The sequence below is a fragment of the Rathayibacter sp. AY1H3 genome (assembly GCF_002932015.1).
On sequence record NZ_PSUU01000001.1, the window covers coordinates 233394 to 256663 of the forward strand.

Consider the following 23270-nt stretch of genomic DNA (forward strand, 5'->3'; position numbering starts at 1 on the left):
TACGAGGAGGGCGGGAGCGTCAGAGACCCGGGTCCGTGGCGGCGGGATCCTCGGGGGCGAGCGCGGCCGCGAGCTCTCCCGAGGCGGGGCCGCTCCACGCACCGGACTCGTGCGCCCGAGGGCCGGCGATCCACTCCAGAGCCTCGCGGACGAGCATCCGGACGTGACGCGCGTGGCCGATGGTGACGGGGGCGGGATCCTCGAGGACCTCGAGCAGGCGGTGCAGCACGGCACGGCTCTGCAGTCGTGTCATGGGCCTCACGGTAGGGGGCCGGTCGCTCGGACGGTAGTGCCGATCCGCGACAGCGCACCCGTCTAGGCTCGCCACATGACTCGTCTCGACGGTGCCGTCGTCCTCGTCCTCGGAGCCTCGGGCGGCCTCGGCCGCCTCCTGGCCGATTCGCTGGAGGCGCGCGGTGCCGTCGCGGTGCGCTCGGGGCGCGACTCCGCGGCGCTCGGCGAGGCACCCCTGGTCGCCGACCTGCGCGGGGAGGACGAGCCCCGGCGCGTGGTCGCCGAGGTGCTCGAGCGGCACGGGCGCCTCGACGGCGTCGTCGTGGCCGCGGGCGTCGTGGCCTTCGGGCCCTCCGCCGAGCTCGATCCGGCCGTTCTGGAGGAGCTCGTCGAGGTGAACGCGCTGGCGCCGATCCGGGTGCTGACCGCCGCGCTGCCGTCGCTCGTCGCGTCGGCGGGCGAGGGGCGCGAGCCGTTCGCGCTGACCATCAGCGGCGTGGTGGCGGAGGCTCCGACCGCGGGACTCGCCGCGTACTCCGCCTCGAAGGCGGCACTGCACTCCTTCGTGAAGGCCTCGGCCCGCGAGTACAAGCGGGCGGGCGTCCTCCTGCTCGACGCGCGTCCCGGCCACACCGAGACCGACCTGTCCCGGCACCCGCTCGCGGGCGACGCGCCCCGCTTCGGCGCGGGTCTGGCGCCGCAGGACGTGGTCGACCGGCTGCTCGACGCGGTCGAGGAGGGCGAGACCGACCGGCCTCCTGCGGCGTTCACCGGCTGACGCCGTCCCGAGACGAGGCGGAGCCGGTCGATCCTCGCGGGAACGCACCGGATCGAGCACTGCAGCCTCGGTCGCGTACAGCCTTTGTGATCAGCCTGCGCATGCGGCGGCCGGGACCGCGATCGGCGCGGCAGCCCGTCCGACCGTCCTCCCCGCAGACGCGGGGATACCCGCCGTTCACCGGAGCGTCGCACGGGCGCACTAGCGTCCCTCCGTGCCCGACACCGCCGATGACGCCCTCCGTCCCACTCCCGAGCTGCTCCGCACGCTCACGCCCGCCGACGCGCGGGACCTCGTCGTGCTGGACGAGGACGACGACGATCCGGTGCTCCTGCGCCGCGACGGCACGCAGATCGACACCTGGCGCGAGGGCTACCCCTACGACGAGCGGATGTCGCGCGAGGAGTACGAGGCGGGCAAGCGCCTCCTCCAGATCGAGCTGCTGAAGCTGCAGAACTGGATCAAGAAGCACGGGCGCCGACTCGTGGTCGTGTTCGAGGGGCGCGACGCCGCGGGCAAGGGCGGCACCATCAAGCGCTTCACCGAGCACCTCAACCCGCGCGGAGCCCGCGTGGTCGCGCTCGAGAAGCCGACCGAGCGCGAGGCCGGTCAGTGGTACTTCCAGCGCTACGTCTCGCACCTGCCGGCCGCCGGCGAGATCGTCCTCTTCGACCGCTCCTGGTACAACCGGGCCGGCGTGGAGCGCGTGATGGGCTTCTGCACGCCGGCGCAGTACGACGAGTTCATCCGCCAGACGCCGCTGTTCGAGCGGATGCTCGTCGGCGACGGCATCGACCTGGTGAAGCTGTGGTTCTCGGTCTCGGCGGAGGAGCAGCGCACCCGGTTCACGATCCGCATGATCGACCCCGTGCGCCAGTGGAAGCTCTCGCCGATGGACCTCGCCTCGCTCGACAAGTGGGGCGACTACACCGCGGCCAAGGAGGCGATGATGGCGGCGACCGACACCGCCGACGCTCCCTGGACCATCGTGAAGAGCAACGACAAGAAGCGCGCCCGGCTCGAGGCCATGCGCTACGTCCTGAGCCTCTACGACTACGACGGACGCGACGAGGAGGTCGTGGGCCCGCTGGGTCCGGACCCGCTGATCGTCGGATCGGCCGCGGACGTGTATGAGCGCGGCGAGCACGCCGCGACGAGCTGACCGGGGGGACGGACATGGGGGAGTCGGGGATCGGCGCGGAGCTGCCGGGGGTGCACCTGCGCTGGCTGGCGCTCGACGAGCAGACGCTGGACGCCGAGCGGCTGCTGCCGCTGTTGAGCGACGAGGAGCGCGAGCGCTACGCCGGCACGGTCGCCGCGTCGGCGGCCGAGCGATTCGTCTTCGGGCGGGTGCTCCTGCGGATGCTCGCGGCCGAGCTCACGGGGACGCGCGCGTCGGAGGTCCGGGTCGTCGCGTGCTGCCCGCGCTGCGGGGGCGCGCACGGCCGGCCGCGGCTGGAGGGACGCGGGATCGCGCTCGAGCTGCTGTCGGTGAGCATCGCGCACTGCGCGGGCGCCGTCGTGGTCGCGGCGAGCAGCGCCGGTGCGGTCGGCGTCGATGTGGAGCCGACGCTGGGCACGCCCGAGCGCGGGGAGCGGATCACGCGCATCGCCGGGGCGCCCTTCGCCACGGGCGGGATGCGCCCCGCCGACCCCGTCCTGCACTGGACCCGGATCGAGGCCGCACTGAAGGCGGACGGCCGCGGGCTCGAGCTCGACCCGCGCCGGGTGCACGTGCACGAGTCGCACCACGCGGCGGAGGCGCGGATCGACGGCGTCCGCTTCCGGCTGGCCGAGCCGCAGCTGGACCCCGCGCTGCGGGTCAGCGTCGCCCTCGGGCCGATGGGGGACGCGGGCGCCGGGCCCATCATCGGCTGGCGGCGCGAGCACGGCGACGCGCTCGCGGACTCGCTGGTGTCAGCGCCCGGACGGTAGCGGCGGCAGCTCCTCGTCGAGGAGCCAGGCGTCGAGCAGGTCGTCCACGCCCTCGCCGAGGACCTCGGTGCAGAGCTCGCGGAACTCCTCGTCGGTGACGGCGGCGGAGGCGTAGCGGGACGTCCACTCCCGCAGCAGCCGGAGGAAGGGCTCGTCGCCGACGGTGAGCCGCAGCGCGTGCAGGGTGAGCGCGCCGCGCTTGTAGACGCGGTCGTCGAAGAGTGCGACCGGCCCCGGATCGGCGAGCACGAGATCCTGCGCCGCAGCCCGCAGCACCGCGTGGTGGCGGCGGGCGCAGGCGTCGGCGGTGGCGCGGCCCGACTCCTCCGACCACAGCCACTCCGCGTAGCAGGCGAACCCCTCGTTGAGCCAGATGTGGCGCCACCGGGCGATGCCCACGCTGTTGCCGAACCACTGGTGCGCGAGCTCGTGCGCGATGAGGCGCTCCGAGCCGCCGCGGCCGTCGGCGTGGTTGGCGCCGAACACCGCCATCGCCTGCGCCTCGAGCGGGATCTCCAGCTCGTCCGCCGTGACGACGACGCAGTAGCGGGCGAAGGGGTAGGGCCCGAACAGCCGCGTGAACAGGGCGAGCATGCGCTCGAGCGGAGCGAAGTCGTGCGCGACCCGAGCGGCCAGGGCGGCGGGGCGGGCGAGGGTCACCGCGACGTCGGCGAGCACGCACTCCTCGATCGCGTAGCGGCCGATCTGCACCGAGGCGAGGTACGCGGCGCTGGGCTCGCGCTGCTCGTAGAGCCAGGTGCGGCGGCCGGAGCGGGCGCTCGAGTCGATGAGCACCCCGTTCGCGAGCACGGCGTAGCCCTCCTCGGCGGTGACGCGCAGGCGGTACGGAGCCTTCTCGGCGACGTCGTCGTTGCAGGGGAACCAGGTGGAGGAGCCGGAGGGCTGCGAGGCGACGAGCACCCCGTCCTCCAGCTCCTCCCAGCCGAGCTCGCCCCAGTGGGTGGCGCGGGGGGCGGGGTGGCCGCTGTACTCGATCTCGACGTCGACGCTCTCGCCGGCGGCCAGCGGCTCGGCGGGGGACACCCGCAGCTTGTGCGGCGCCTGCTCGTGGCGGGCGCGGCGTCCGTCGATCCGGACGCGGGCCACGCGGAGCCGGGAGAGGTCGAGGGAGAACCGCCGGAGCGGCTGCAGCGCGACGATCCGCAGCACGGCCCGGCCGGCCAGGCGGTTCGAGGCGACGCGGTAGTCGAGGTCGAGGTCGTAGGACTCGACGCGGTAGCCGGTGTTCCCGATGCCGGGGACGTAGGGGTCGCCGGCGGTCTCGAGCCCGGTCAGCGCGGGGCTCACGCGACGGGCGCGTGGTAGTCGGCGACGCGCACCTCGCGCCACGGGCCGATCGGGTTGCCGCTCCAGCGGCTGCCCGCGGGCACGAGCTCCCCCCGCATCACGAGCGAGGCCGGGCCGACCGTGCCGTGCTCGGCGATCCGCGCGGCGGGGAGGATCACGCTGTGCGGGCCCAGGGTGGCGCCGGCGTCGAGGCTCACGAGATCCATGCTCATGATTCGATCATGGAACAGGTGCGTCTGCACGACGCAGCCCCGGTTCACGGTCGCTCCGTCGCCGAGCGAGATCAGATCGGCCTCGGGGAGCCAGTAGCTCTCGCACCAGACGCCGCGTCCGATCCGGGCGCCGAGGCTCCGCAGCCACCAGACCAGCGCCGGAGTGCCCGCGGCGGCGTGGGCGAACCAGGGCGCAGCGACCATCTCGGTGAAGGCGTCGGCCAGCTCGCTCCGCCAGACGAACGAGGACCACAGCGGCTGCTCGCTCGGCTCGACCCGCTGGATCAGGATCCACTTCGCGGCGGTGGAGACGGCCGCGGCGACCGCCCCGGCGGCCAGCAGCACGACGCCTCCCACGAGCGCAGCGAGCACCGCCCCAAGCCTCTGGATCAGCGCGAGCAGTCCGGCGACCACGCCGACGCCGATCGCTACCGAGACGACCACCAGGACGAAGCGGCCGAGCTCCCACGCGATGCGGGCCGCACGGAGTCGGCGGGCCGGGCGGAAGGTGCGCGCCGACTCCGCCTCGACGACGGTGCGCCGCAGCCGCACGGGAGGTGAGCCCAGCCACGACGAGCCCGCCTTCGACTTGCGGGGCGCGGAGGAGAGGACGGCGACGAGTCCGCCGGCGGGCACGGTGTGGCCGGGCGCGGCCATGCCGGAGTTGCCGAGGAACGCGCGCTCGCCGATCTCCGCGCGGGCGAGCCGCATCCAGCCGCCGCCGAGCGCGTAGGAGGCGACGAGCGTGTCGTCGGCGAGGAACGCGCCGTCGCGGATGGTCGTCATCGCGGGCAGGAGCAGCACCGTCGAGGCCTCGACGTCGCGTCCGACCTTCCCGCCGAGGAGCCGCAGCCAGACCGGGGTGAACAGGCCCGAGTAGAGCGGGAAGAGCAGGACTCGCGCGGAGTCGAGCAGCCGCTCCGTCCACCACCCCTGCCCGCCGATCCGACCGCGCACGGGGTGGGTGCCGGGCTCGACGCCCCGGCCGAGCAGGCGCACCAGGACGACGACGAGGGCGGCGAGGACGACTCCGGAGACGGCGACGGCGGGCACGAGGGCGACGAGAGCGGGCCCGAGCGCGGCGCCGAGGCCGGCCGAGCCGCGCACGGCGGCGGCCACGACGGCGAGCCCGGCCGCGAGGGCGAGGACCGGGACCGCCGCGAGGCCGACCGCGGACGCTCCGTACGCCCAGACCCAGCCCGGGCGGCGCGCCGGGCGCTCCGAGGGGAACCCGGCGTTCGCCCTGCCGAGCCGCTGGGCGGGGGATCCTCCCCAGCGCTGCCCGGCCGGCACTCGCCCGAAGACGGCCGATCCCGGCTCGATCTGCGCGTGCTTGCCGATCCGGGCGCCGGGGAGGAGCGTGCTGCGCGCGCCCACCGTGCTGCCGGCGCCGACCCGGACGGCGCCGACGCGCAAGACGTCGCCGTCGATCCAGTAGCCGGAGAGGTCGACCTCGGGCTCGATCGCGGCGCCGCGCCCGAGCGTGAGCATCCCGGTCAGCGGAGGGAGGGAGTGCAGGTCGACGTCGTCGGCGATGCGGGCGCCGAGCGCGCGGGCGTAGTAGGCGACCCAGGGCGCACCCGCCAGGCTCACGGCCTTGAGCTGGAACGCGATCTGCTCGGCCAGCCAGAGCCGGAGGTGCACGCTCCCGCCGCGCGGGTGGTCTCCGGCCCGGATCCCGCGCAGCAGGGTGCGCGCGGCGAGGACGGTGAGCCCCATCCGCCCGAACGGCGTGAGGAAGAGCGCGAACGCGGGGATCAGCGCGGCGAGCGGAGCGGTGGGCAGCCAGCCGAACCCCGGCACCAGGTCGAGCACCGCGGTGACGGTGAGGATCGCGGTGATCCAGCGGGCGCTGCCGAGCACGAGCAGCGGTGCGCCGAGGAGGGTCTGCAGGACGCGCATCCGGAGGGGGACCGGCGCGATGCGGTGAGCGGACACCTCCGCGGTGCCCGTCGAGCGGCTCTGGATCTCGGCGGCCATCGCCGCGAGACGCGGGTGGGCGTAGACGTCGGCGACCGTGAACTCGGGGTCGCGCTCGCGGATCCGCGCGACCAGCTGGGCGGCGGCGAGGGAGCCGCCGCCGAGGTCGAAGAAGTTCGCCCGCTCGTCGACCGGCACGCCGAGCACGTCGCGCCAGAGGGCGGCGAGCCACGCCTCCTCGGGGTCGAGGGAGGCGTCCTCGGTCGTGCCCACGGCGAGCGGCCAGGGGAGTGCGGCGCGGTCGACCTTGCCGGAGACGCGGGTCGGCAGCTCCTCGACCACGGCCAGCAGCGGCACGAGGGATGCGGGCAGCTCCTCACGCAGGCGGGCGAGCGCCGCGTCGCGGTCGAGCTCCCGGCCGCCGGCGAGGGCCAGGTAGCCGACGAGGACCTGGTTGCCGGCCGCCGTGGTGCGGACCGAGGCCGCCGCCCCCGAGACTCCGGGGAGCGCCTGCAGCGCCGCCTCGACCTCGCCGAGCTCGATCCGCCGACCGCCGAGCTTCACCTGGTCGTCCGCGCGCCCCTGGAAGACGAGGCCGGCGCTCTCGAAGCGCACCAGGTCGCCGGAGCGGTAGGCCCGCTCCCAGCCCAGGAGCGGTGCCGGCGCGTACTTCTCGGCGTCCTTGACCGGGTCGAGGTAGCGCGCGAGCCCGACCCCGCCGATGACCAGCTCGCCGACCTCGCCCTCGCCGACCCGCTGCCCGTCCGCGTCCACGACGGCGAGCCGCCAGCCGTCCAGCGGCAGCCCGATGCGCACCGGGGGAGGCCCGCCGAGGGGCGCGGCGCAGGCGACGACGGTGGCCTCGGTCGGCCCGTAGGTGTTCCAGACCTCGCGACCCTCGACGGCCAGGCGCTCGCCGAGCTCCGGCGGGCACGCCTCGCCACCGAAGATCAGCAGGCGGACGTTCTCGAGCGACTCCGCGGGCCAGAGCGCCGCGAGGGTCGGCACGGTCGAGACCACGGTGATGCCGTGCGTGGTCAGCCAGGGGCCGAGGTCCATGCCGCTGCGGACCAGCGAGCGGGGAGCGGGGACGAGGCAGGCGCCGTGCCGCCAGGCGAGCCACATCTCCTCGCAGGACGCGTCGAACGCGACCGAGAGACCGGCCAGCACCCGGTCCCCGGGGCCGAGCGGCTCCGCCTGGAGGAACAGGCGCGCCTCGGCGTCGACGAAGGCGGCGGCGGAGCGGTGGCTGACCGCCACTCCCTTGGGGGTTCCGGTGGAGCCGGAGGTGAAGATGATCCAGGCGTCGTCCTCGAGCGAGGGCGGCTGCAGCAGCGGGATCGACGCCGTGCTCGGGTGCGGCGCGCTCGCGGTGAACAGGCGCGCGGCCGGCTCGTCGGCGCCGGTGCGCTCGAAGCGGCCGGAGCCGGTGATCACGCCGCGGACGGCGGCCTCGCCGAAGACGAGGCGCGCCCGCTCCTCGGGGTCGTCCGCGTCCACCGGGACGTACGCGGCTCCCGCGGCGAGGACGGCCAGGATCGCGAGGTAGAGCTCGCGGGAGCCGCTGGGCATGCGGATCCCGACGCGGTCGCCGCGTCGGACCCCTGCGGTGGTGAGCTCGCCCGCGAGCTGCACCGTGCGGGCCAGCAGCTCCCGGTAGCTGAGCGCTCCGGCCGGGTCCTCCAGCGCGGAGGCGTCCGGGTGGCGCTCCGCGGTGTCGCGGAGGACGTCGACCAGCGTGCGAGGAGGAGGGGTGGCTGCTCCGGCGTCGAGCACGTCCTGGGGGCCGGCCGTCTCGGTCACGTCTCGTCTCCGTCCCGGCCGCGCGATCGGGAGCGCGGCGGCCGGGGCGACACCGTAGGGAGGCGGGGTGACGCGGAGGTGAACAGGCGGGGTCGGCCCGCCCGGCTCAGTGCGCCATCGGGAGCGGCGCGTCCGACTCCGCCGGGCGGCGGACGAAGAACGCGGCCACGATCGCGACCGTCGCGATCGACGCGCCCCACAGGAACGCGGAGTGGATGCCGCCGGCGTAGGAGGCGACCTCGTCGGCGCCGCCCTGCGCGAGCTCCGCCGACCGGATCGAGAGGACGGTGACGAACAGCGCCGTGCCGGCCGCGCCGCCCAGCTGCTGCACGGTGCCGATGATGGCGCTGCCGTGGGAGTAGAGCGAGGGGCGCACCGAGCCGAGGCCGGCGGTGAACAGCGGCGTGAAGACGAAGGCGAGGCCCAGGCTGAGGGTGACGTGCAGCGAGAGGACGAACCAGGGCGACGAGTCCGCCGCGAGCAGGGTGTACCCCCACAGTGCGCCGGCGACGACGATCGAGCCGGGCACGAGCAGCACGCGCGGGCCGAAGCGGTCGTAGCCGCGGCCGACGAACGGCGCGAGCAGGCCCATCAGCAGGCCGCCGGGGAGCAGGAGCAGCCCGGTCTCCAGCGGAGTGAGGCCCAGCACGTTCTGCGTGTAGAGGGGCAGCAGGATCAGCGTGCCGAAGAGCGCCGACATGCTGACCGCCATCATCGCGATGACGATGGTGAAGTTCGCGGAGGAGAAGGTCCGGAGGTCCAGCAGGGCCCGGTCGGTGCGCTGCAGCAGCAGCTGGCGCGCGATGAAGCCCGCGAGGCCGAGACCCGCGACGACGAACGGGATCCACGGCGCGACGACCGCGGCTCCGCCCTCGCCGAGGCTCGACAGGCCGTAGACGAGGCCGCCGAAGCCGAAGACCGAGAGGACGACCGAGAGCGAGTCGATCGGGATGGAGCGGGGCTCGGTGACGTTCTCGACCTTGCGCAGGCCCAGGAGCAGCGCGCCGATCGCGATCGGCAGCACGATCCAGAACATCCAGCGCCAGCCGAGGAAGTTGAGGATGACGCCCGAGATCGTCGGTCCGACGGCCGGAGCCACCGAGATGACGATCGAGATGTTGCCCATCATCCGGCCGCGGATCGCCGGGGGCACCAGCGTCATCACGGTCGTCATCAGCAGCGGCATCATGATGGCCGTGCCGCCGGCCTGCACCACGCGGGCCGCCAGGAGGACCGCGAAGGTCGGGGCGAGCGCGGCGGTGAGCGTGCCGAGGCTGAAGAGGATCATCGCGGCGGCGAAGAGAGTGCGGGTGTGCAGCCGCTGGATCAGGTAGCCCGTGATCGGGATGACGACGGCCATCGTGAGCATGAAGGCGGTCGAGAGCCACTGGCCCACGTGCGCCTCGACGTCGAAGTCGCGCATGAGGTCGGGCAGCGCCACGCTCATGATCGTCTCGTTGAGGATCACGACGAACGCCGACACCAGCAGGAGGCTGATGACCAGGCGGCTGCGCGGCTCGAGGGTCGTGGCGGCGGCGGGTGCGGCGGGCCGCGCGGCGGGAAGGGTGCTGCGCTCGGTCACAGGTGTTCTCCGGTCGTGAGGGGATCGGTGTGAGGGGCGCATCGACGGCTCGACTCGCGGGCGCGGATGCGGGGTACGGAGGGAGAACAGCGGCGGACGCCCCGGACATTCCCGATCGACGGGGATCCGCTGCGAGAGGTCTCAGGTGAGGACCGTGGAGAGCGCGGAGGACGCGGCCTCGGCCTCCTCGAGCGTGGCGCCCTCGCCGAAGCTGAACCGCACGGCGGTCCGGGCGACGTCGGGGTCGAGGCCGAGGGCCAGCAGCGCGGGCGAGGGCTCGTCGCGCCCGGCGGCGCACGCCGAGCCGCTCGAGACGACGACGCCGCGCTCCTCCAGCTCGAGGAGCGTCGACTCGCCGCTGCGCCCGGGGACGGCGTACGCGGCGATCGAGGGGAGCCGGTGCGCCGCGGAGCCCAGCGGCACGGCCCGGGGCGCCAGGGCCGCGACCCGCTCGGCGAACGCGTCCCGGACCGCTCCGACCCGCGCCGCGCGGTCCGGATCGAGCAGGCGCACCGCGGTGCCGAGCGCGACCGCGAAGGCCACGTTCTCGGTGCCCGAGCGCCGCTCCCGCTCCTGGCCGCCGCCGTGCAGCAGGGGCTCGAACGGGAGCCGGCTGCGCAGCAGCAGCGCCCCCACGCCCTTCGGCGCCCCGAGCTTGTGCCCCGAGACCGAGACCGCGTCGGCGCCCCAGCCCGCGACGTCCAGCCAGCCGGCGGCCTGGACGGCGTCCACGTGCAGCGGCACGCCGCGCGATCGGCAGAGCGCCGCTATCGCCGGAACGTCCTGCACCGTCCCGATCTCGTTGCTCGCCGCGAGCACCGAGACCAGCGCGGTGTCCGGCCGGACCAGCGCGGCGAGCGCGTCGAGGTCGAGCAGGCCGGTCGCGTCGACGGGGGCCGTCGACACCTCGAAGCCGTGCAGGCGCCGGAGGTGGTCGGCCGACTCGACGGTCGCCTCGTGCTCGAGCGCCGAGATCACCAGGTGCCGTCCGCGCGGCGACCCCAGCGCGAGGCCCTTGACCGCCGTGTTGATCGACTCCGTGCCGCCGGAGGTGAAGAGCGTCTCGGAGGCGCGGCCGCCGAGGAAGCGGGCCACGTGAGCGCGCGCCGCCTCCAGCGCGCGCGCCGCGGCGTCGCCGAGCGAGTGGCTGCTCGACGGATTGCCGTACTCGGCGGTGAGGAACGGCCACATGGCCTCCAGCACCTCGCGGCGCACGGGCGAGGTCGCGGCGTGGTCGAGGTAGATCACTCGACCGCGATGTCCAGGCCGAGGTCGAGCGAGCGGACGCTGTGGGTGAGCGCGCCGACGGAGATCACGTCGACCCCCGCCTCCGCGATCGCGCGCACGGTCGTGAGGTCGACGCCGCCGCTCGCCTCGACCACGGCCCGCCCGCCGATGAGGGCGACGCCCTGGCGGAGCAGCTCGGGGGTGAAGTTGTCGAGCATGATCGTGTCCGCGCCTCCCGCCAGCGCGGGCTCGATCTGGTCGAGCCGGTCGACCTCGACCTCGAGGTGCGCCGTGTGCGGGATCGAGGCGCGCGCCGCCCGCAGGGCCGCGGTCAGGTCGATCCCGCGCGCGGCGAGCACCGCGAGGTGGTTGTCCTTCGCCAGCACCGCGTCCGAGAGCGAGAAGCGGTGGTTGCGGCCGCCGCCGCTGCGGACGGCGTGCCTCTCGAGCGCGCGCAGGCCCGGCGTGGTCTTGCGGGTGTCGACGATGCGGGCGCGCGTCCCCTCCACAGCGGCGACGTACTGCGCCGTCAGGGTGGCGATGCCGCTCATCCGCTGCACGAGGTTGAGCGCGACCCGCTCGCCGCGGAGCACGCCGCCCGCGGGGCCCTCGATCCGGGCGAGGGTCTGCCCGGCCTCGAAGACCGCGCCGTCCTCCACGAGCACCGAGCAGCGGATCCGGGAGTCGACCTGCCGCATCGTGCCGACGAGGACGGCGCCGCCGCTGAAGACGCCGGGCTCGCGGGCCACGAGGGCTGCGCTCGCGGTGGCGTCCGCGGGGAGGAGGGTGTCGGAGGTCAGGTCGCCCCAGGGCGCGTCCTCCTCGAGGGCGAGGGTGACGACGCGGTCGATGCTCTGGCGGGTCAGCACGGAAGGGCCGCCTCTCTGGTGGGGGCGGCGGCGCTCGCCGTCGCGGGGTCGGGGGAGTCGGTGCGGTGGTGGGCGCCGACGGAGTGCGTGCGCGCGAGCGCGGCGTCGATGAGAGCGAGGGCGCAGGTCAGCAGGTTCGCGTCCTCGAGCGTCCTCAGTCCGAGCGGAGCGGGCGAGGCGGAGGCGACGAGCGCGTCGCGCGCCGCTGTGAGCCCCGCCGCGTCCCGGGAGAGGCCGGCTCCCGCCCACATCGCGTCCTGGAGAGCGGTGCGGTCGAGCGTCATCGGGACGACGGCGCGGGGAGGGGCGACCGGGCCGCCGCTCCAGGAGAGGGAGTCGAGGGCGAGCGCCGCGCGGCGCGCGAACACGACGCCCTCGAGCAGGCTGTTGGAGGCGAGGCGGTTCGCGCCGTGGACGCCGGTGCGGGCGACCTCGCCCACTGCGAGCAGCCCGGGGAGGCTGGTGCGCCCGTCCAGGTCGGTCGCGATCCCGCCCATCCAGTAGTGCGCGGCCGGAGTCACGGGCAGCAGGTCGTCGGCGAGCGAGAGCCCGTTCTCGCGGCAGGCCGCCGAGATCGTCGGGAACCTCTTCGCCAGCACCTCGGGGTCGATCGCCCGGGCGTCCAGGTGCACGGGCAGTCCGCCCTGCAGCCGCATCCGCTCCGCGATCGCGCGCGCCACGACGTCGCGCGGCGCCAGCTCGGCCTCGGGGTGCACCCCGACCAGGAACCGCTCGCCCGCGGCGTCGCGCAGCACCGCGCCCTCGCCGCGCACCGCCTCCGAGACGAGGAAGCCGCCCGGCAGCGCGAGCGTGGTCGGGTGGAACTGGTAGAACTCCAGGTCCGCCGTCTCCGCTCCCGCCCGCAGTGCGGCGGCCAGCCCGTCCCCGGTCGCGACGGACGGATTGGTGGTGTGCCGGTAGAGCTGCCCGGCGCCTCCCGTGGCCAGCACGACCGCGTCGGCCGTCAGGCGCTCGAGCACGCCGTCGTGCAGGACGTCGGCGCCCGTGACCGAGCCGCCCTCCCGCACCAGGTCGACCAGGGCGGCGTGCTCGCGCACCTCGACGGACGAGCCCCGCACCGCCGCCACGAGCGCGGCCTCGATCGCGGCGCCCGTCGCGTCGCCGCCGGCGTGCAGGATCCGCGGACGCGAGTGGGCGCCCTCGAGTCCCCGCGCCAGCTCGCCGCCCTCGCGGTCGAAGCCGACGCCCCACTCCTGCAGCACCGCGACCGCCTCCGGCCCCTCGGCGCAGAGCACCTCGACCGCCGAGCGCACGGCGAGGCCCGCACCGGCGGTGAGCGTGTCCTCCACGTGCAGCGCCACGGAGTCGCCCGGCGCCGTGACCGCGGCGATCCCGCCCTGTGCGGCGCGCGTCGACGACTCCGCCAGCGCGCCCTTGGTGACGAGCAGCACCTCGTCGCGGCGCTGCGCCGGCAGCGCGGCGACCAGCCCGGCGATGCCGCTGCCGACGACGACGACCCGCGCCATGTCAGACCGCCGCCGGCCCGGCGGGCGGAACGGCCGCGAGCATCCGCTCGAGGGCGATGCGCGCCTCGGCCTGCACCGACTCCGCGACCTCGATCCGGTTGAGCACCGTCCCCGCGACCAGTCCCTCGAGCACCCAGGCGAGGTAGCCGGGGTGGATGCGGTACATGGTCGAGCAGGGGCAGACCACGTCGTCGAGGCAGAAGATCGTGTGCTGCGGGTACTGGACGGCGAGGCGCTGCACCAGGTTGATCTCGGTGCCGATCGCGAAGGTCGATCCCGCGGGTGCCGCCTGGATCGCCTTCACGATGTAGTCGGTCGAGCCGTACTCGTCGGCCGCGTCGACGACCGCCATCGGGCACTCCGGGTGCACGATCACGCGCACGCCCGGGTGCTCGGCGCGCGCCTTCGCGATCTGGGCCGTCGTGAAGCGCTTGTGCACCGAGCAGAATCCGTGCCAGAGGATCACCTGCGCGTCCAGGAGCGTCGCGGTGTCGGAGCCGCCCTGCGGCTTCCGCGGGTTCCACATCGGCATCCGCTCCAGCGGCACGCCCATCGCCTTGGCGGTGTTGCGGCCGAGGTGCTGGTCGGGGAAGAACAGCACCCGCTGCCCGCGCGCGAACGCGTCCTCGAGCACGGTCGCCGCGTTCGAGGAGGTGCAGACCACGCCTCCGTTGCGGCCGCAGAACGCCTTCAGCGCGGCGGAGGAGTTCATGTACGTGACCGGGACGAGCGGCACGCGGCCGTCGGCGTCCGGCTCGGTGCCGTAGAGCTCGGTGAGCTCGGCCCAGGCGTCCTCGACGGAGTCGATGTCGGCCATGTCCGCCATCGAGCAGCCGGCCGCCAGGTTCGGGAGGATCACGGCCTGCTCCGGACCGGAGAGGATGTCGGCCGTCTCCGCCATGAAGTGCACGCCGCAGAAGACGATCGCCTCGGCGTCGGGCCGGCTCGTCGCCGCCTTCGCCAGCTGGAACGAGTCGCCCACGTAGTCGGCGTACTGCACCACCTCGTCCCGCTGGTAGAAGTGCCCGAGCACGACGACCCGCTCGCCGAGCGTCTCCTTCGCCGCGAGGATGCGGTGGTGCAGCTCGTTGGCGCTCGCCGTCGTGTACTCCTCCGGCAGACGTCCCTGGACCGGGGCGTCGGCCGGGATCGGGTCGGCCTGGGAGGCGCCGGGCCCGTAGGCGGGCAGGCCGAGGTCGAACGACCAGGGGGCCTCCGCGAGCTCGGGCGCGCAGGTGGCGCCGGGCGCAGAGCCGCCCTCGATGAGCCGGATGGTGCTGTCGACGGATGTCACGGTGTTCTCCTCGTGAGGCGGGTGGGGGAGTCGGGCGGCGCGCTCAGACGGGCAGCGGGCCGTTGTCGACGAGCGCCGCCGACTCGTCGTAGCGGTAGAGGCGCGGGGGACGGTGGCGGGTGCCCGTCAGGCGCTCCCCGGTGGGCACCACGGTGCCGGAGCTCTCGATCGTCCGGCGGAAGTTGGCCGGGTCGAGGGGCTTCTGCAGGACGGCCTCGTGGACCTCCCGCAGTTGGGACAGGGTGAAGGCGCCGCCGAGGAAGGCCTGCGCGATGCGGGAGTACTCCATCTTGTTGCGCAGGCGCCAGAGGGCGTAGTCGACGATCAGTCCGTGGTCGAAGGCGAGCTCGAGCGGCAGATCGGTGCAGAGCCAGGCGACGTTCTCTCCCACGATGGCCTCGTCGGCCTCGGCGGAGCGCACGAGCGCCCAGTAGACGATCGACACGACGCGGTCCTCGCCGGGGGAGCGGTCGGTGCCGCCGACGGCGTAGAGCTGCTCGAGGTAGCGCGGAGCCAGGCCCGTGGTCTCGCGGAGAGTGCGGCGGGCCGACTCGGCGAGGTCCTCGTCCGGATGCAGCGGTCCGCCGGGCAGTGCCCAGAGTCCCTCGAACGGCTCGCGGATGCGCCGGACGACGGGGATCCAGACGGTGCTCGCTCCGGTCTCCGGGTGCGGCCGCAGGGCGAAGATCACCGTCGACACGGCGAGCTGCACGTCCGGCATCCGGTGCCCCCTACTAAGAGTCGCACCGACTGTAAGTGCTGAGATCACCTTAGTGTCACGAACACCTGAACACCTAGCGGAAGAGGCGACACGCCGCGCAGGGTCCGCCCTCACCGCTAGGCTGACCGCACAACCGAATACCGGGCCGCAATACGCGACGCGGGAGAGCCGACTCCGGTCGGCACCGAAGGAGCAAGCCTCCCCGCCAATCTCTCAGGTCTTGTACCGCGTCGAACTGGCCACTCTGGAAAGCGATCCGCTCGGATCCGCCCATGGTGAAAGCGCTCGACCCCTCGGGGCGGCGCGAATCTCTCAGGCTCCACGACAGAGGGGGAGTTCCCACGGCACTGCTGTGCTCTGCCGCGAACGCGGCGCGAGTCCAGCACTGCGACGAAATGGAGAACTCATGTCCGAGACCCCGACGACCAGCCCCGAAGCCCGCTACTCGCCCCTGCACGAGGTGCACGTCGCCGCCGGCGCGTCCTTCACCGACTTCGCCGGGTGGCAGATGCCGGTCCGCTACTCCGGCGATCTCGCCGAGCACCACGCCGTGCGCACCGCCGCCGGCCTCTTCGACCTCTCGCACATGGCCGAGATCCTCGTCGTCGGCCCCGAGGCGGTCGACGCCCTCGACTACGCGCTGGCGAGCGACATCTCGGCCGTCGCCGCCGGCCGCGCGAAGTACACCCTTCTCCTGGAGCGCACGGGCGGCGTGATCGACGACCTCGTCGTCTACCGCACGGGCGAGGACCGCTTCATGGTCGTCGCGAACGCGGCCAACCGGCACATCGTCGTCGAGACGCTCCGCGACCGCACCGCGATGTTCGAGTGCGAGCTGTTCGACGAGAGCGACGACGTCGCCCTCATCGCGCTGCAGGGCCCGCGCTCGCTCGAGATCCTGCAGAACGTCCAGGGCCTCGCCGTCGAGACCGAGCGGGGAGCGGAGTCGGTGCTCGACACGGACGACGCCGCCCGCCTGCTCGCGGAGCTGCGCTACTACCGCGCCGTGCCCGCGACCTTCGAGGCGCACCCGATCCTGATCGCGCGCACCGGGTACACAGGCGAGGACGGCTTCGAGATCTACGTCTCGCCCGACTCCGCTCCCACGCTCTGGCAGGCTCTCGCCGAGACCGGCGCCGGAGCGGGCCTCGTCCCCGCCGGCCTCGCCGCCCGCGACACCCTCCGCCTCGAGGCGGGCATGCCGCTCTACGGCCACGAACTCTCCCGCGACGTCTTCCCCGCACAGGCCGGCCTCGGCCGCGTCGTCGCCTTCGGGAAGCCGATCGACTTCGTCGGCCGCGCGGCCAGCGAGGAGGGTCCCTCCGGAGACGCTCCCGTGCTCGTCGGGGTCGTCGGTGGGGGCCGCCGGGCGGCCCGTGCCGACTACACCGTCCTCTCCGGCGACGACGAGGTCGGAGTGGTCACCAGCGGCGTCCTCTCGCCGACCCTGGGCGTCCCGATCGCGATGGCCTACGTCGCCCCCGCCTCCGCGCAGCCCGGGACGGCGCTCGCCGTCGACATCCGCGGCACACGCCTCCCGATGACCGTCACCCAGCTCCCCTTCTACTCGAGAAACAAGAACTGCCATGTCCGCGCCCACCGAGCTGAAGTACACATCCGACCACGAGTGGATCCGGGTCGACGGAGAGGTCGCGACCGTCGGCATCACCGCATACGCCGCGGACAAGCTGGGCGACGTCGTCTTCGTCGAGCTCCCCGAGGCGGGAGCCCGCGTCGAGGGCGGCAGCGTCGTCGGCGAGATCGAGTCGACCAAGTCGGTGGGCGAGCTGTTCTTCCCCGTCGACGGCGAGGTCCTCGAGGCCAACACGGCCGTCGTCGACAGCCCCGAGCTCGTCAACTCCGACCCGTTCGGCGAGGGGTGGCTGATCCGGGTCCGCTTCGACGCCCTGCCCGACGGCCTCCTCGACTCCGCCGCCTACACCGAGCTGGTCGGCGAGTAGATGGCGGCCACCAGGACCCCCGGCGCCTTCGAGTCCCGCCACATCGGGACCGACGCCGACGCGCAGCGCACCATGCTCGCGGCTCTCGGCTACGACTCCGTGGAGGAGCTCGTCACCGCCGCCGTCCCCGAGTCGATCCACGTCCGCGACCTCCCGCAGGTGCTGCCCGCTCCGGCCACCGAGACGGAGGCGCTCGCCGAGCTGCGCGCCCTCGCCGCGAGGAACGCGGTGCGTCGGCCGATGATCGGCCTCGGCTACTACGGCACGCACACCCCCGCCGTGATCAAGCGCAACGTGCTCGAGAACCCCAGCTGGTACACGGCCTACACGCCGTACCAGCCCGAGATCTCGCAGGGGCGCCTGGAGGCGCTGATCAACTTCCAGACGATGGTCTCCGACCTCACCGGCCTCGACACGGCCGGCGCGTCGATGCTCGACGAGGGTACGGCCGTCGTCGAGGCGATGCTGCTCGCGCGCCGCGCCTCGAAGGCGCGCACCGACGTCTTCGTCGTCGACTCCGACGCTCTCCCGCAGACCCTCGCGCTGCTGCGCGGCCGCGCGGAGGCCGTCGGCATCCGCATCGTCGAGCTCCCGCTCTCGCGCACCGCCGCGGAGGAGGTGCCGGAGTGCTTCGGCGCCCTCGTGCAGTACCCCGGCGCGTCCGGGCACCTCTGGGACCCGTCGGCGGTGCTCGCCGCGGTGAAGGCCCACGGCGGCCTGGCCGTCGTCGCCGCCGACCTGCTCGCGCTGACCCTGGTGCGCTCGCCGGGCGAGCTCGGCGCGGACGTCGCGGTCGGCACCACGCAGCGCTTCGGCGTCCCGCTGGGCTTCGGAGGACCGCACGCCGGCTACCTCGCCGTCCGCAAGGGACTCGAGCGCCAGCTGCCCGGCCGCCTCGTCGGCGTCAGCCAGGACGCGGACGGCCACCCCGCCTACCGCCTGTCCCTCCAGGCCCGCGAGCAGCACATCCGCCGCGAGAAGGCGACCTCGAACATCTGCACCGCGCAGGTCCTCCTGGCGGTCATGGCGGCGATGTACGCGGTCTACCACGGGCCGGACGGGCTCGCCGCGATCGCCGAGCGCGTGCACGGCCGGGCCGCGCTCCTCGCGCGCCTCCTCCTCGACCGGGGCCACTCCCTCCGGCACGCCGACTTCTTCGACACCGTCTCGGTCGTCGTGCCCGGCGGCGCGGAGGCGGCGGTCGCCCGCGCCCGCCAGGCCGGCTTCGACGTGCGCCTGGTCGACGCCGACACGGTCTCGGTGTCGATCGACGAGACGGTCACCGACCTCGAGGTGATCGCCGTCGCGACCGCCGTCGGGCAGCTGGACTCGTCGTTCGGCTTCCTCAGCGGCTCCGCGCGGAGCATCCCCGCCGAGCTCGACCGCCGCACGCCGTTCCTCGTGCACCCGGTCTTCAGCAGCCACCACAGCGAGACCTCGATGATGCGCTACCTCAAGCGCCTCGCCGACTCGGACTACGCGCTGGACCGCGGCATGATCCCGCTCGGCTCCTGCACCATGAAGCTCAACGCCGCCACCGAGATGGAGGCGGTCAGCTGGCCCCAGTTCGCGGACCTGCACCCGTTCGCCCCCGAGGCGGACGTGCAGGGCTCCCTGGCGCTGATCGACCAGCTGGAGGGGTGGCTCGCCCACCTCACCGGCTACGACTCCGTGTCGCTCCAGCCCAACGCCGGCTCGCAGGGCGAGCTCGCGGGCCTGCTGGCGATCCGCGGCTGGCACCGGTCGAACGGCGACGAGGACCGCACGGTCTGCCTGATCCCCTCGAGCGCCCACGGCACCAACGCCGCGAGCGCGGTCCTCGCCGGCATGCGCGTCGTCGTCGTGGCCTGCGACGAGCTCGGCAACGTCGACCTGGACGACCTCCGGGCGATGATCGCCGAGCACGCGGGCTCCCTCGCCGCGCTGATGATCACCTACCCGTCGACCCACGGCGTCTACGAGCACGAGGTCGACGAGATCTGCCGCCTCATCCACGAGGCCGGCGGACAGGTTTACGTGGACGGCGCGAACCTCAACGCACTCCTCGGCTTCGCCCGCTTCGGAGACTTCGGCGGCGACGTCTCGCACCTCAACCTGCACAAGACGTTCTGCATCCCGCACGGCGGAGGCGGTCCCGGCGTCGGTCCCGTCGCCGCGAAGGCGCACCTCGCGCCGTTCCTGCCCGGCCACCCGCTCGCGCAGCGGCTCGAGCACGGCGTGGGCACGCAGGGCGAGCGGATCGTCCACGGCGGCGCACCGGTGTCGGCAGCTCCCTACGGCAGCCCCGGCATCCTGCCGATCTCGTGGGCGTACGCCCGGATGATGGGCGAGGAGGGCCTGCGGGCCGCGACCGGGGCGGCCGTCCTCTCGGCCAACTACGTCGCCGCGCGCCTCCGCGAGCACTACCCGGTGCTCTACACGGGGGACAACGGGCTCGTCGCCCACGAGTGCATCCTCGACATCCGCCCGCTGACGGCGGCGACAGGAGTGACCGTGGACGACGTCGCCAAGCGCCTCGTCGACTACGGCTTCCACGCCCCGACCATGAGCTTCCCCGTCGCCGGGACCCTGATGGTCGAGCCGACGGAGAGCGAGGACCTCGCCGAGATCGACCGCTTCATCGACGCGATGATCGGGATCCGGGCCGAGGCCGACCGCGTCGGCGCGGGGGAGTGGCCGGTGGACGACAACCCGCTGCGCGGCGCCCCGCACACCGCGGAGTGCCTGACGGCCGAGGAGTGGACGCACCCCTACAGCCGCGAGCAGGCCGTCTACCCGGTCCGCTCGCTGGTGCGCGGCAAGTACTGGCCGCCGGTCCGACGGATCGACCAGGCCTACGGCGACCGCAACCTCGTCTGCGCCTGCCCGCCCATCGAGGCCTTCGCCTGATCCGCCCGCACGCGCTCGTTTGCAACCGAGGGTGAGAGAGCAGGAACGGAGCACCGAGCCCGTCCTCGGCTCTCCGACCCTCGGTTGCGGGCACCGTCGGTCCCGCACAGGCGCGGAGTGGGGCGCAGTCCTCCCGATCCGGGGGGAACGGCGCACGGCGACTCCGATGCACGAGGGAGCCCGACCGTGTGGAACGCGTGGTGGAGGTGCCGGCAGGGCTCGACGGAGTCGCGACGAGCGAGCAGCTCCACCGTGCGGGCGTCGCGCCGCGGCAGTGGAGAGCCGCGGCGCGGTCCTGCGGCTCCTCGGATGCGATCGGTCCGTCGTCACGGCCGCGGAGCCGGCGGCGCGAACAGCTCGGGCCAGAGGGCGACGGCCAGCGGGTAGCCGACGAACGAGACGATGTCGATGATCGAGTGGGCGATCACCAGGGGCAGGGTGCGTCCGAAGCGCTGGTAGAACAGTCCGAACACCAGGCCCATGACCACGTTCCCGATGAAGGGCCCGATGCCCTGGTACAGGTGGTAGCTGCCCCGGAGCAGCGCACTGGTCACCAGGATCCGCCACCGCCCCCAGCCCAGATCGCCCAGGCGGGCGAAGAGGTACCCGATCACGACGACCTCCTCCTGCACTCCCGCCCGGATCGCGGAGAGCACGAGCACCGGCACCGTCCACCAGTACGCGTCCAGCGGCGAGGCCACCACCGCCACGGTGATGCCCAGCGCGCGTCCGACGGCGTACAGCGCGATGCCCGGCGCGCCGATCGCCACCGCGAAGACGGTCCCGGTCCCCAGGTCCGCGAACGGCCGGCGCAGGTCGAGCCCCAGGCGCCCGAGCGGACGGCCCGAGCTCTGCCAGAGCAGGAACGCGCAGAGGGCCACCGGCACCAGGTCGAAGAAGAGCGCGAGCAGCTGGTAGACGAGGTCGAAGCCCGGGCGGTCGCTGAGGGCGCCGTTGATCGTCGCGGTCTGGTCGGCCAGTGCGGTCGAGCGGGTGAGCCGGTTGGCGATGGAGACCACCGAGTAGACCGCGGAGGCGCCCAGCGAGAGCCCGAGGACCAGCAGGATCTCGATGCGGATCCGGCGCCGTCCGGGCGCGGATCCTGACAGGTCGGTGGACACTCCGTGCGTCTCCTCTGAAGTCGATGTGTTGCGCGACGGCCGCCCGGTACGCACGTTTCGTGCAGAACAGCGCAAGGATTCCACCTCCCGGTTACCGCTGTGTAACGGTTGCCACATGCTTTTGTGCAGATAGCGGGCGAATACATAGTCTCGTTGAAGGCATCCGCGCGACGGCCACCAGTCTCGTGCGCCGCCGCCGTCGCCACGCGCACGGCACTCCACGCGTCAGGGAAACCACTTCTCGCGCGCCCCCACATCACTGGAGGAATAGTGAACATCAGACGTTACGGATTCGGGGCTCTGGCGCTCGTCGCCGCGAGCACGCTGGTCCTGGCCGGCTGCAGCAGCTCGAACGACTCGGGCGGAGGTGCATCGGGAGGCGACGCCGCCGCGATCATCTCCACGAACGGCTCCGAGCCGCAGAACCCGCTGATCCCGACGAACACCAACGAGGTGGGCGGCGGCAAGATCCTCGACGAGATCTTCGCGGGCCTGGTCTACTACGACGCCAAGGGCGCCCCCGAGAACGACGTCGCCGAGTCCATCGAGTCGGACGACGCGCAGAACTACACGATCAAAATCAAGTCGGGCCTGACCTTCACGAACGGCGACCCGGTCACCTCCAGCTCGTTCATCGACGCCTGGAACTACGGCGCCAAGCTGTCGAACAACCAGCTCAGCGCGTCGTTCTTCTCGAACTTCGAGGGCTTCAGCGACACCGAGGACAGCGAGCTCACCGGCCTCAAGGCCGTGGACGACACCACCTTCACCGTCGCGCTCAAGTCCCCCCAGTCGGACTTCCCGATCAGCCTCGGCTACTCGGCGTACTACCCGCTGCCCGCCGCCGCGTTCGACGACATGGCCGCCTTCGGTGAGAACCCGATCGGCAACGGCCCGTACAAGCTCGACGGCGACGACGCGTGGCAGCACGACGTTCAGATCGAGCTCGTCAAGAACGACGAGTACACCGGCCCCCGCGAGGCCCAGAACGGCGGCCTGAAGATCGTCTTCTACGCCACCCAGGACGCCTCCTACGCCGACCTCCTCGGCGGCAACGTCGACGTGATCGACCAGATCCCGGACTCCGCCTTCGGCACCTTCGAGAGCGACCTCGGCGACCGCGCCGTGAACCAGCCCTCGGCCGTGTTCCAGTCCTTCACCATCCCGGGCCGTCTCCCGCACTTCGACGGCGAGGAGGGCCAGCTCCGCCGCCAGGCGATCTCGATGTCCTTCGACCGCAAGGAGATCACCGACGTGATCTTCGAGGGCACCCGCACCCCGGCCTCCGACTTCACCTCCCCGGTGATCGACGGCTACAGCGACGCCCTCTCCGGCGCCGACGTGCTCGAGTACAACCCCGACGAGGCCAAGGCGCTGTGGGCTCAGGCCGACGCGATCAGCCCCTGGGACGGCACCTTCAAGATCGCCTACAACGCCGACGGCGGCCACCAGGGCTGGGTCGACGCGGTGACCAACTCGATCAAGAACACGCTGGGCATCGACGCCGAGGGCGACGCGTACCCGACCTTCGCCGAGGCGCGCACCAAGATCGTCGACCGCTCGATCGAGACCGCGTTCCGCACCGGATGGCAGGCCGACTACCCGAGCCTCTACAACTTCCTCGGACCGCTCTACGTGACCGGCGCCTCGTCCAACGACGGCGACTACTCGAACCCCGAGTTCGACACCCTCCTCCAGCAGGGCCTGTCGGACGCCGACGCCGACGCTGCGAACACGACGTTCCAGCAGGCCCAGGAGATCCTCCTGAAGGACCTCCCGTCGCTGCCCCTGTGGTACGCGAACGTGACCGGCGGCTACGGCGAGGGCGTGTCGAACGTCGAGTTCGGCTGGAACTCGGTGCCGCTCTACTACGAGATCACCAAGAACTAAGCTCGAACCACTGGGGCGCTTCGCCCGTGCCGTCGGCCA

The 23270-nt window shown here is 73.4% G+C and carries 16 protein-coding genes, 1 pseudogene and 1 riboswitch; of the genes and pseudogenes, 7 read left to right on the forward strand and 10 right to left on the reverse strand.

Going from position 1 to position 23270, the window contains the following annotated elements; all coding sequences use genetic code 11:
* Window positions 1-19: 19 nt before the first annotated feature.
* Window positions 20-253: a hypothetical protein gene (locus C5C33_RS01095; protein WP_104325343.1), complete on the reverse strand. Its 234-nt coding sequence runs from the start codon at window positions 251-253 to the stop codon at window positions 20-22.
* 75 nt (window positions 254-328) lie between these two features.
* Between C5C33_RS01095 and C5C33_RS01100 the strand changes: the two genes are divergently transcribed.
* From C5C33_RS01100 to C5C33_RS01110, 3 genes are all read left to right on the forward strand, one after another.
* Window positions 329-1012 (forward strand): SDR family oxidoreductase, encoded by a 684-nt coding sequence (locus C5C33_RS01100; protein ID WP_104260184.1) that lies wholly within the window; start codon window positions 329-331, stop codon window positions 1010-1012.
* A gap of 301 nt (window positions 1013-1313) precedes the next feature.
* A complete protein-coding gene (ppk2, locus tag C5C33_RS01105; RefSeq protein WP_244229668.1) occupies window positions 1314-2174 on the forward strand; it encodes a polyphosphate kinase 2 in 861 nt (286 codons plus the stop codon).
* Window positions 2175-2188: 14 nt separating this feature from the next.
* On the forward strand, window positions 2189-2947 hold the full coding sequence (locus C5C33_RS01110) for a 4'-phosphopantetheinyl transferase superfamily protein (protein ID WP_104222962.1): 759 nt from the start codon (window positions 2189-2191) through the stop codon (window positions 2945-2947).
* Here C5C33_RS01110 and C5C33_RS01115 read toward each other — a convergent pair.
* From C5C33_RS01115 to C5C33_RS01150, 8 genes are all read right to left on the reverse strand, one after another.
* Window positions 2930-4255, reverse strand: coding sequence for a M1 family metallopeptidase (locus C5C33_RS01115; RefSeq protein WP_258069149.1), 1326 nt, complete (start codon window positions 4253-4255; stop codon window positions 2930-2932). The genes C5C33_RS01110 and C5C33_RS01115 overlap by 18 nt on opposite strands.
* Complete coding sequence (locus C5C33_RS01120; RefSeq protein WP_219814927.1) at window positions 4252-8190, reverse strand: Pls/PosA family non-ribosomal peptide synthetase; 3939 nt, start codon at window positions 8188-8190, stop codon at window positions 4252-4254. Before C5C33_RS01120 ends, C5C33_RS01115 begins: the two co-directional genes overlap by 4 nt.
* Before the next feature lie 106 nt (window positions 8191-8296).
* On the reverse strand, window positions 8297-9814 hold the full coding sequence (locus C5C33_RS01125; RefSeq protein ID WP_104255091.1) for a DHA2 family efflux MFS transporter permease subunit: 1518 nt from the start codon (window positions 9812-9814) through the stop codon (window positions 8297-8299).
* Between the two features lie 99 nt (window positions 9815-9913).
* On the reverse strand, window positions 9914-11020 hold the full coding sequence (locus tag C5C33_RS01130) for a cysteine desulfurase family protein (RefSeq protein WP_104246615.1): 1107 nt from the start codon (window positions 11018-11020) through the stop codon (window positions 9914-9916).
* Window positions 11017-11868 carry a carboxylating nicotinate-nucleotide diphosphorylase gene (gene nadC, locus C5C33_RS01135; RefSeq protein ID WP_104237538.1) on the reverse strand — a complete coding sequence of 284 codons (852 nt, stop codon included), beginning with the start codon at window positions 11866-11868 and terminating at the stop codon, window positions 11017-11019. Before nadC ends, C5C33_RS01130 begins: the two co-directional genes overlap by 4 nt.
* Complete coding sequence (nadB, locus tag C5C33_RS01140) at window positions 11862-13355, reverse strand: L-aspartate oxidase (protein WP_104260186.1); 1494 nt, start codon at window positions 13353-13355, stop codon at window positions 11862-11864. The genes nadC and nadB overlap by 7 nt, the downstream gene beginning before the upstream one ends.
* Before the next feature lies 1 nt (window position 13356).
* On the reverse strand, window positions 13357-14649 hold the full coding sequence (gene nadA / locus C5C33_RS01145; protein WP_104260134.1) for a quinolinate synthase NadA: 1293 nt from the start codon (window positions 14647-14649) through the stop codon (window positions 13357-13359).
* Window positions 14650-14692: 43 nt separating this feature from the next.
* Entirely contained in the window at window positions 14693-15370 is a 678-nt protein-coding gene (locus C5C33_RS01150; RefSeq protein ID WP_104222969.1) for an NUDIX domain-containing protein, read from the reverse strand.
* A gap of 150 nt (window positions 15371-15520) precedes the next feature.
* A riboswitch (glycine riboswitch) is annotated at window positions 15521-15608 on the forward strand.
* Between the two features lie 168 nt (window positions 15609-15776).
* Between C5C33_RS01150 and gcvT the strand changes: the two are divergent.
* The 3 genes and pseudogenes from gcvT to gcvP all read left to right on the forward strand — a co-directional run.
* Window positions 15777-16943, forward strand: a pseudogene (gcvT, locus tag C5C33_RS01155) (glycine cleavage system aminomethyltransferase GcvT); the annotation flags it as partial.
* Between the two features lie 13 nt (window positions 16944-16956).
* Window positions 16957-17331 (forward strand): glycine cleavage system protein GcvH, encoded by a 375-nt coding sequence (gcvH, locus tag C5C33_RS01160; protein ID WP_104260187.1) that lies wholly within the window; start codon window positions 16957-16959, stop codon window positions 17329-17331.
* Window positions 17332-20220: an aminomethyl-transferring glycine dehydrogenase gene (gene gcvP, locus C5C33_RS01165; protein ID WP_104260188.1), complete on the forward strand. Its 2889-nt coding sequence runs from the start codon at window positions 17332-17334 to the stop codon at window positions 20218-20220.
* 326 nt (window positions 20221-20546) lie between these two features.
* Here gcvP and C5C33_RS01170 read toward each other — a convergent pair whose 3' ends face one another.
* On the reverse strand, window positions 20547-21341 hold the full coding sequence (locus C5C33_RS01170; RefSeq protein ID WP_258063660.1) for a CPBP family intramembrane glutamic endopeptidase: 795 nt from the start codon (window positions 21339-21341) through the stop codon (window positions 20547-20549).
* A gap of 270 nt (window positions 21342-21611) precedes the next feature.
* Between C5C33_RS01170 and C5C33_RS01175 the strand changes: the two genes are divergently transcribed.
* Window positions 21612-23231 carry an ABC transporter substrate-binding protein gene (locus C5C33_RS01175; protein ID WP_104260131.1) on the forward strand — a complete coding sequence of 540 codons (1620 nt, stop codon included), beginning with the start codon at window positions 21612-21614 and terminating at the stop codon, window positions 23229-23231.
* The last annotated feature ends 39 nt before the right edge of the window (window positions 23232-23270 follow it).

Coding starts and splice junctions, on each gene's coding strand:
- C5C33_RS01095 (WP_104325343.1), bottom strand. CDS start 253: ATGACACGACTGCAGAGCCGTGCCGTGCTGCACCGCCTGCTCGAGGTC.
- gcvH (WP_104260187.1), top strand. CDS start 16,957: ATGTCCGCGCCCACCGAGCTGAAGTACACATCCGACCACGAGTGGATC.
- nadB (WP_104260186.1), bottom strand. CDS start 13,355: ATGGCGCGGGTCGTCGTCGTCGGCAGCGGCATCGCCGGGCTGGTCGCC.
- C5C33_RS01100 (WP_104260184.1), top strand. CDS start 329: ATGACTCGTCTCGACGGTGCCGTCGTCCTCGTCCTCGGAGCCTCGGGC.
- C5C33_RS01150 (WP_104222969.1), bottom strand. CDS start 15,370: ATGCCGGACGTGCAGCTCGCCGTGTCGACGGTGATCTTCGCCCTGCGG.
- gcvP (WP_104260188.1), top strand. CDS start 17,332: ATGGCGGCCACCAGGACCCCCGGCGCCTTCGAGTCCCGCCACATCGGG.
- C5C33_RS01110 (WP_104222962.1), top strand. CDS start 2,189: ATGGGGGAGTCGGGGATCGGCGCGGAGCTGCCGGGGGTGCACCTGCGC.
- C5C33_RS01125 (WP_104255091.1), bottom strand. CDS start 9,814: ATGCGCCCCTCACACCGATCCCCTCACGACCGGAGAACACCTGTGACC.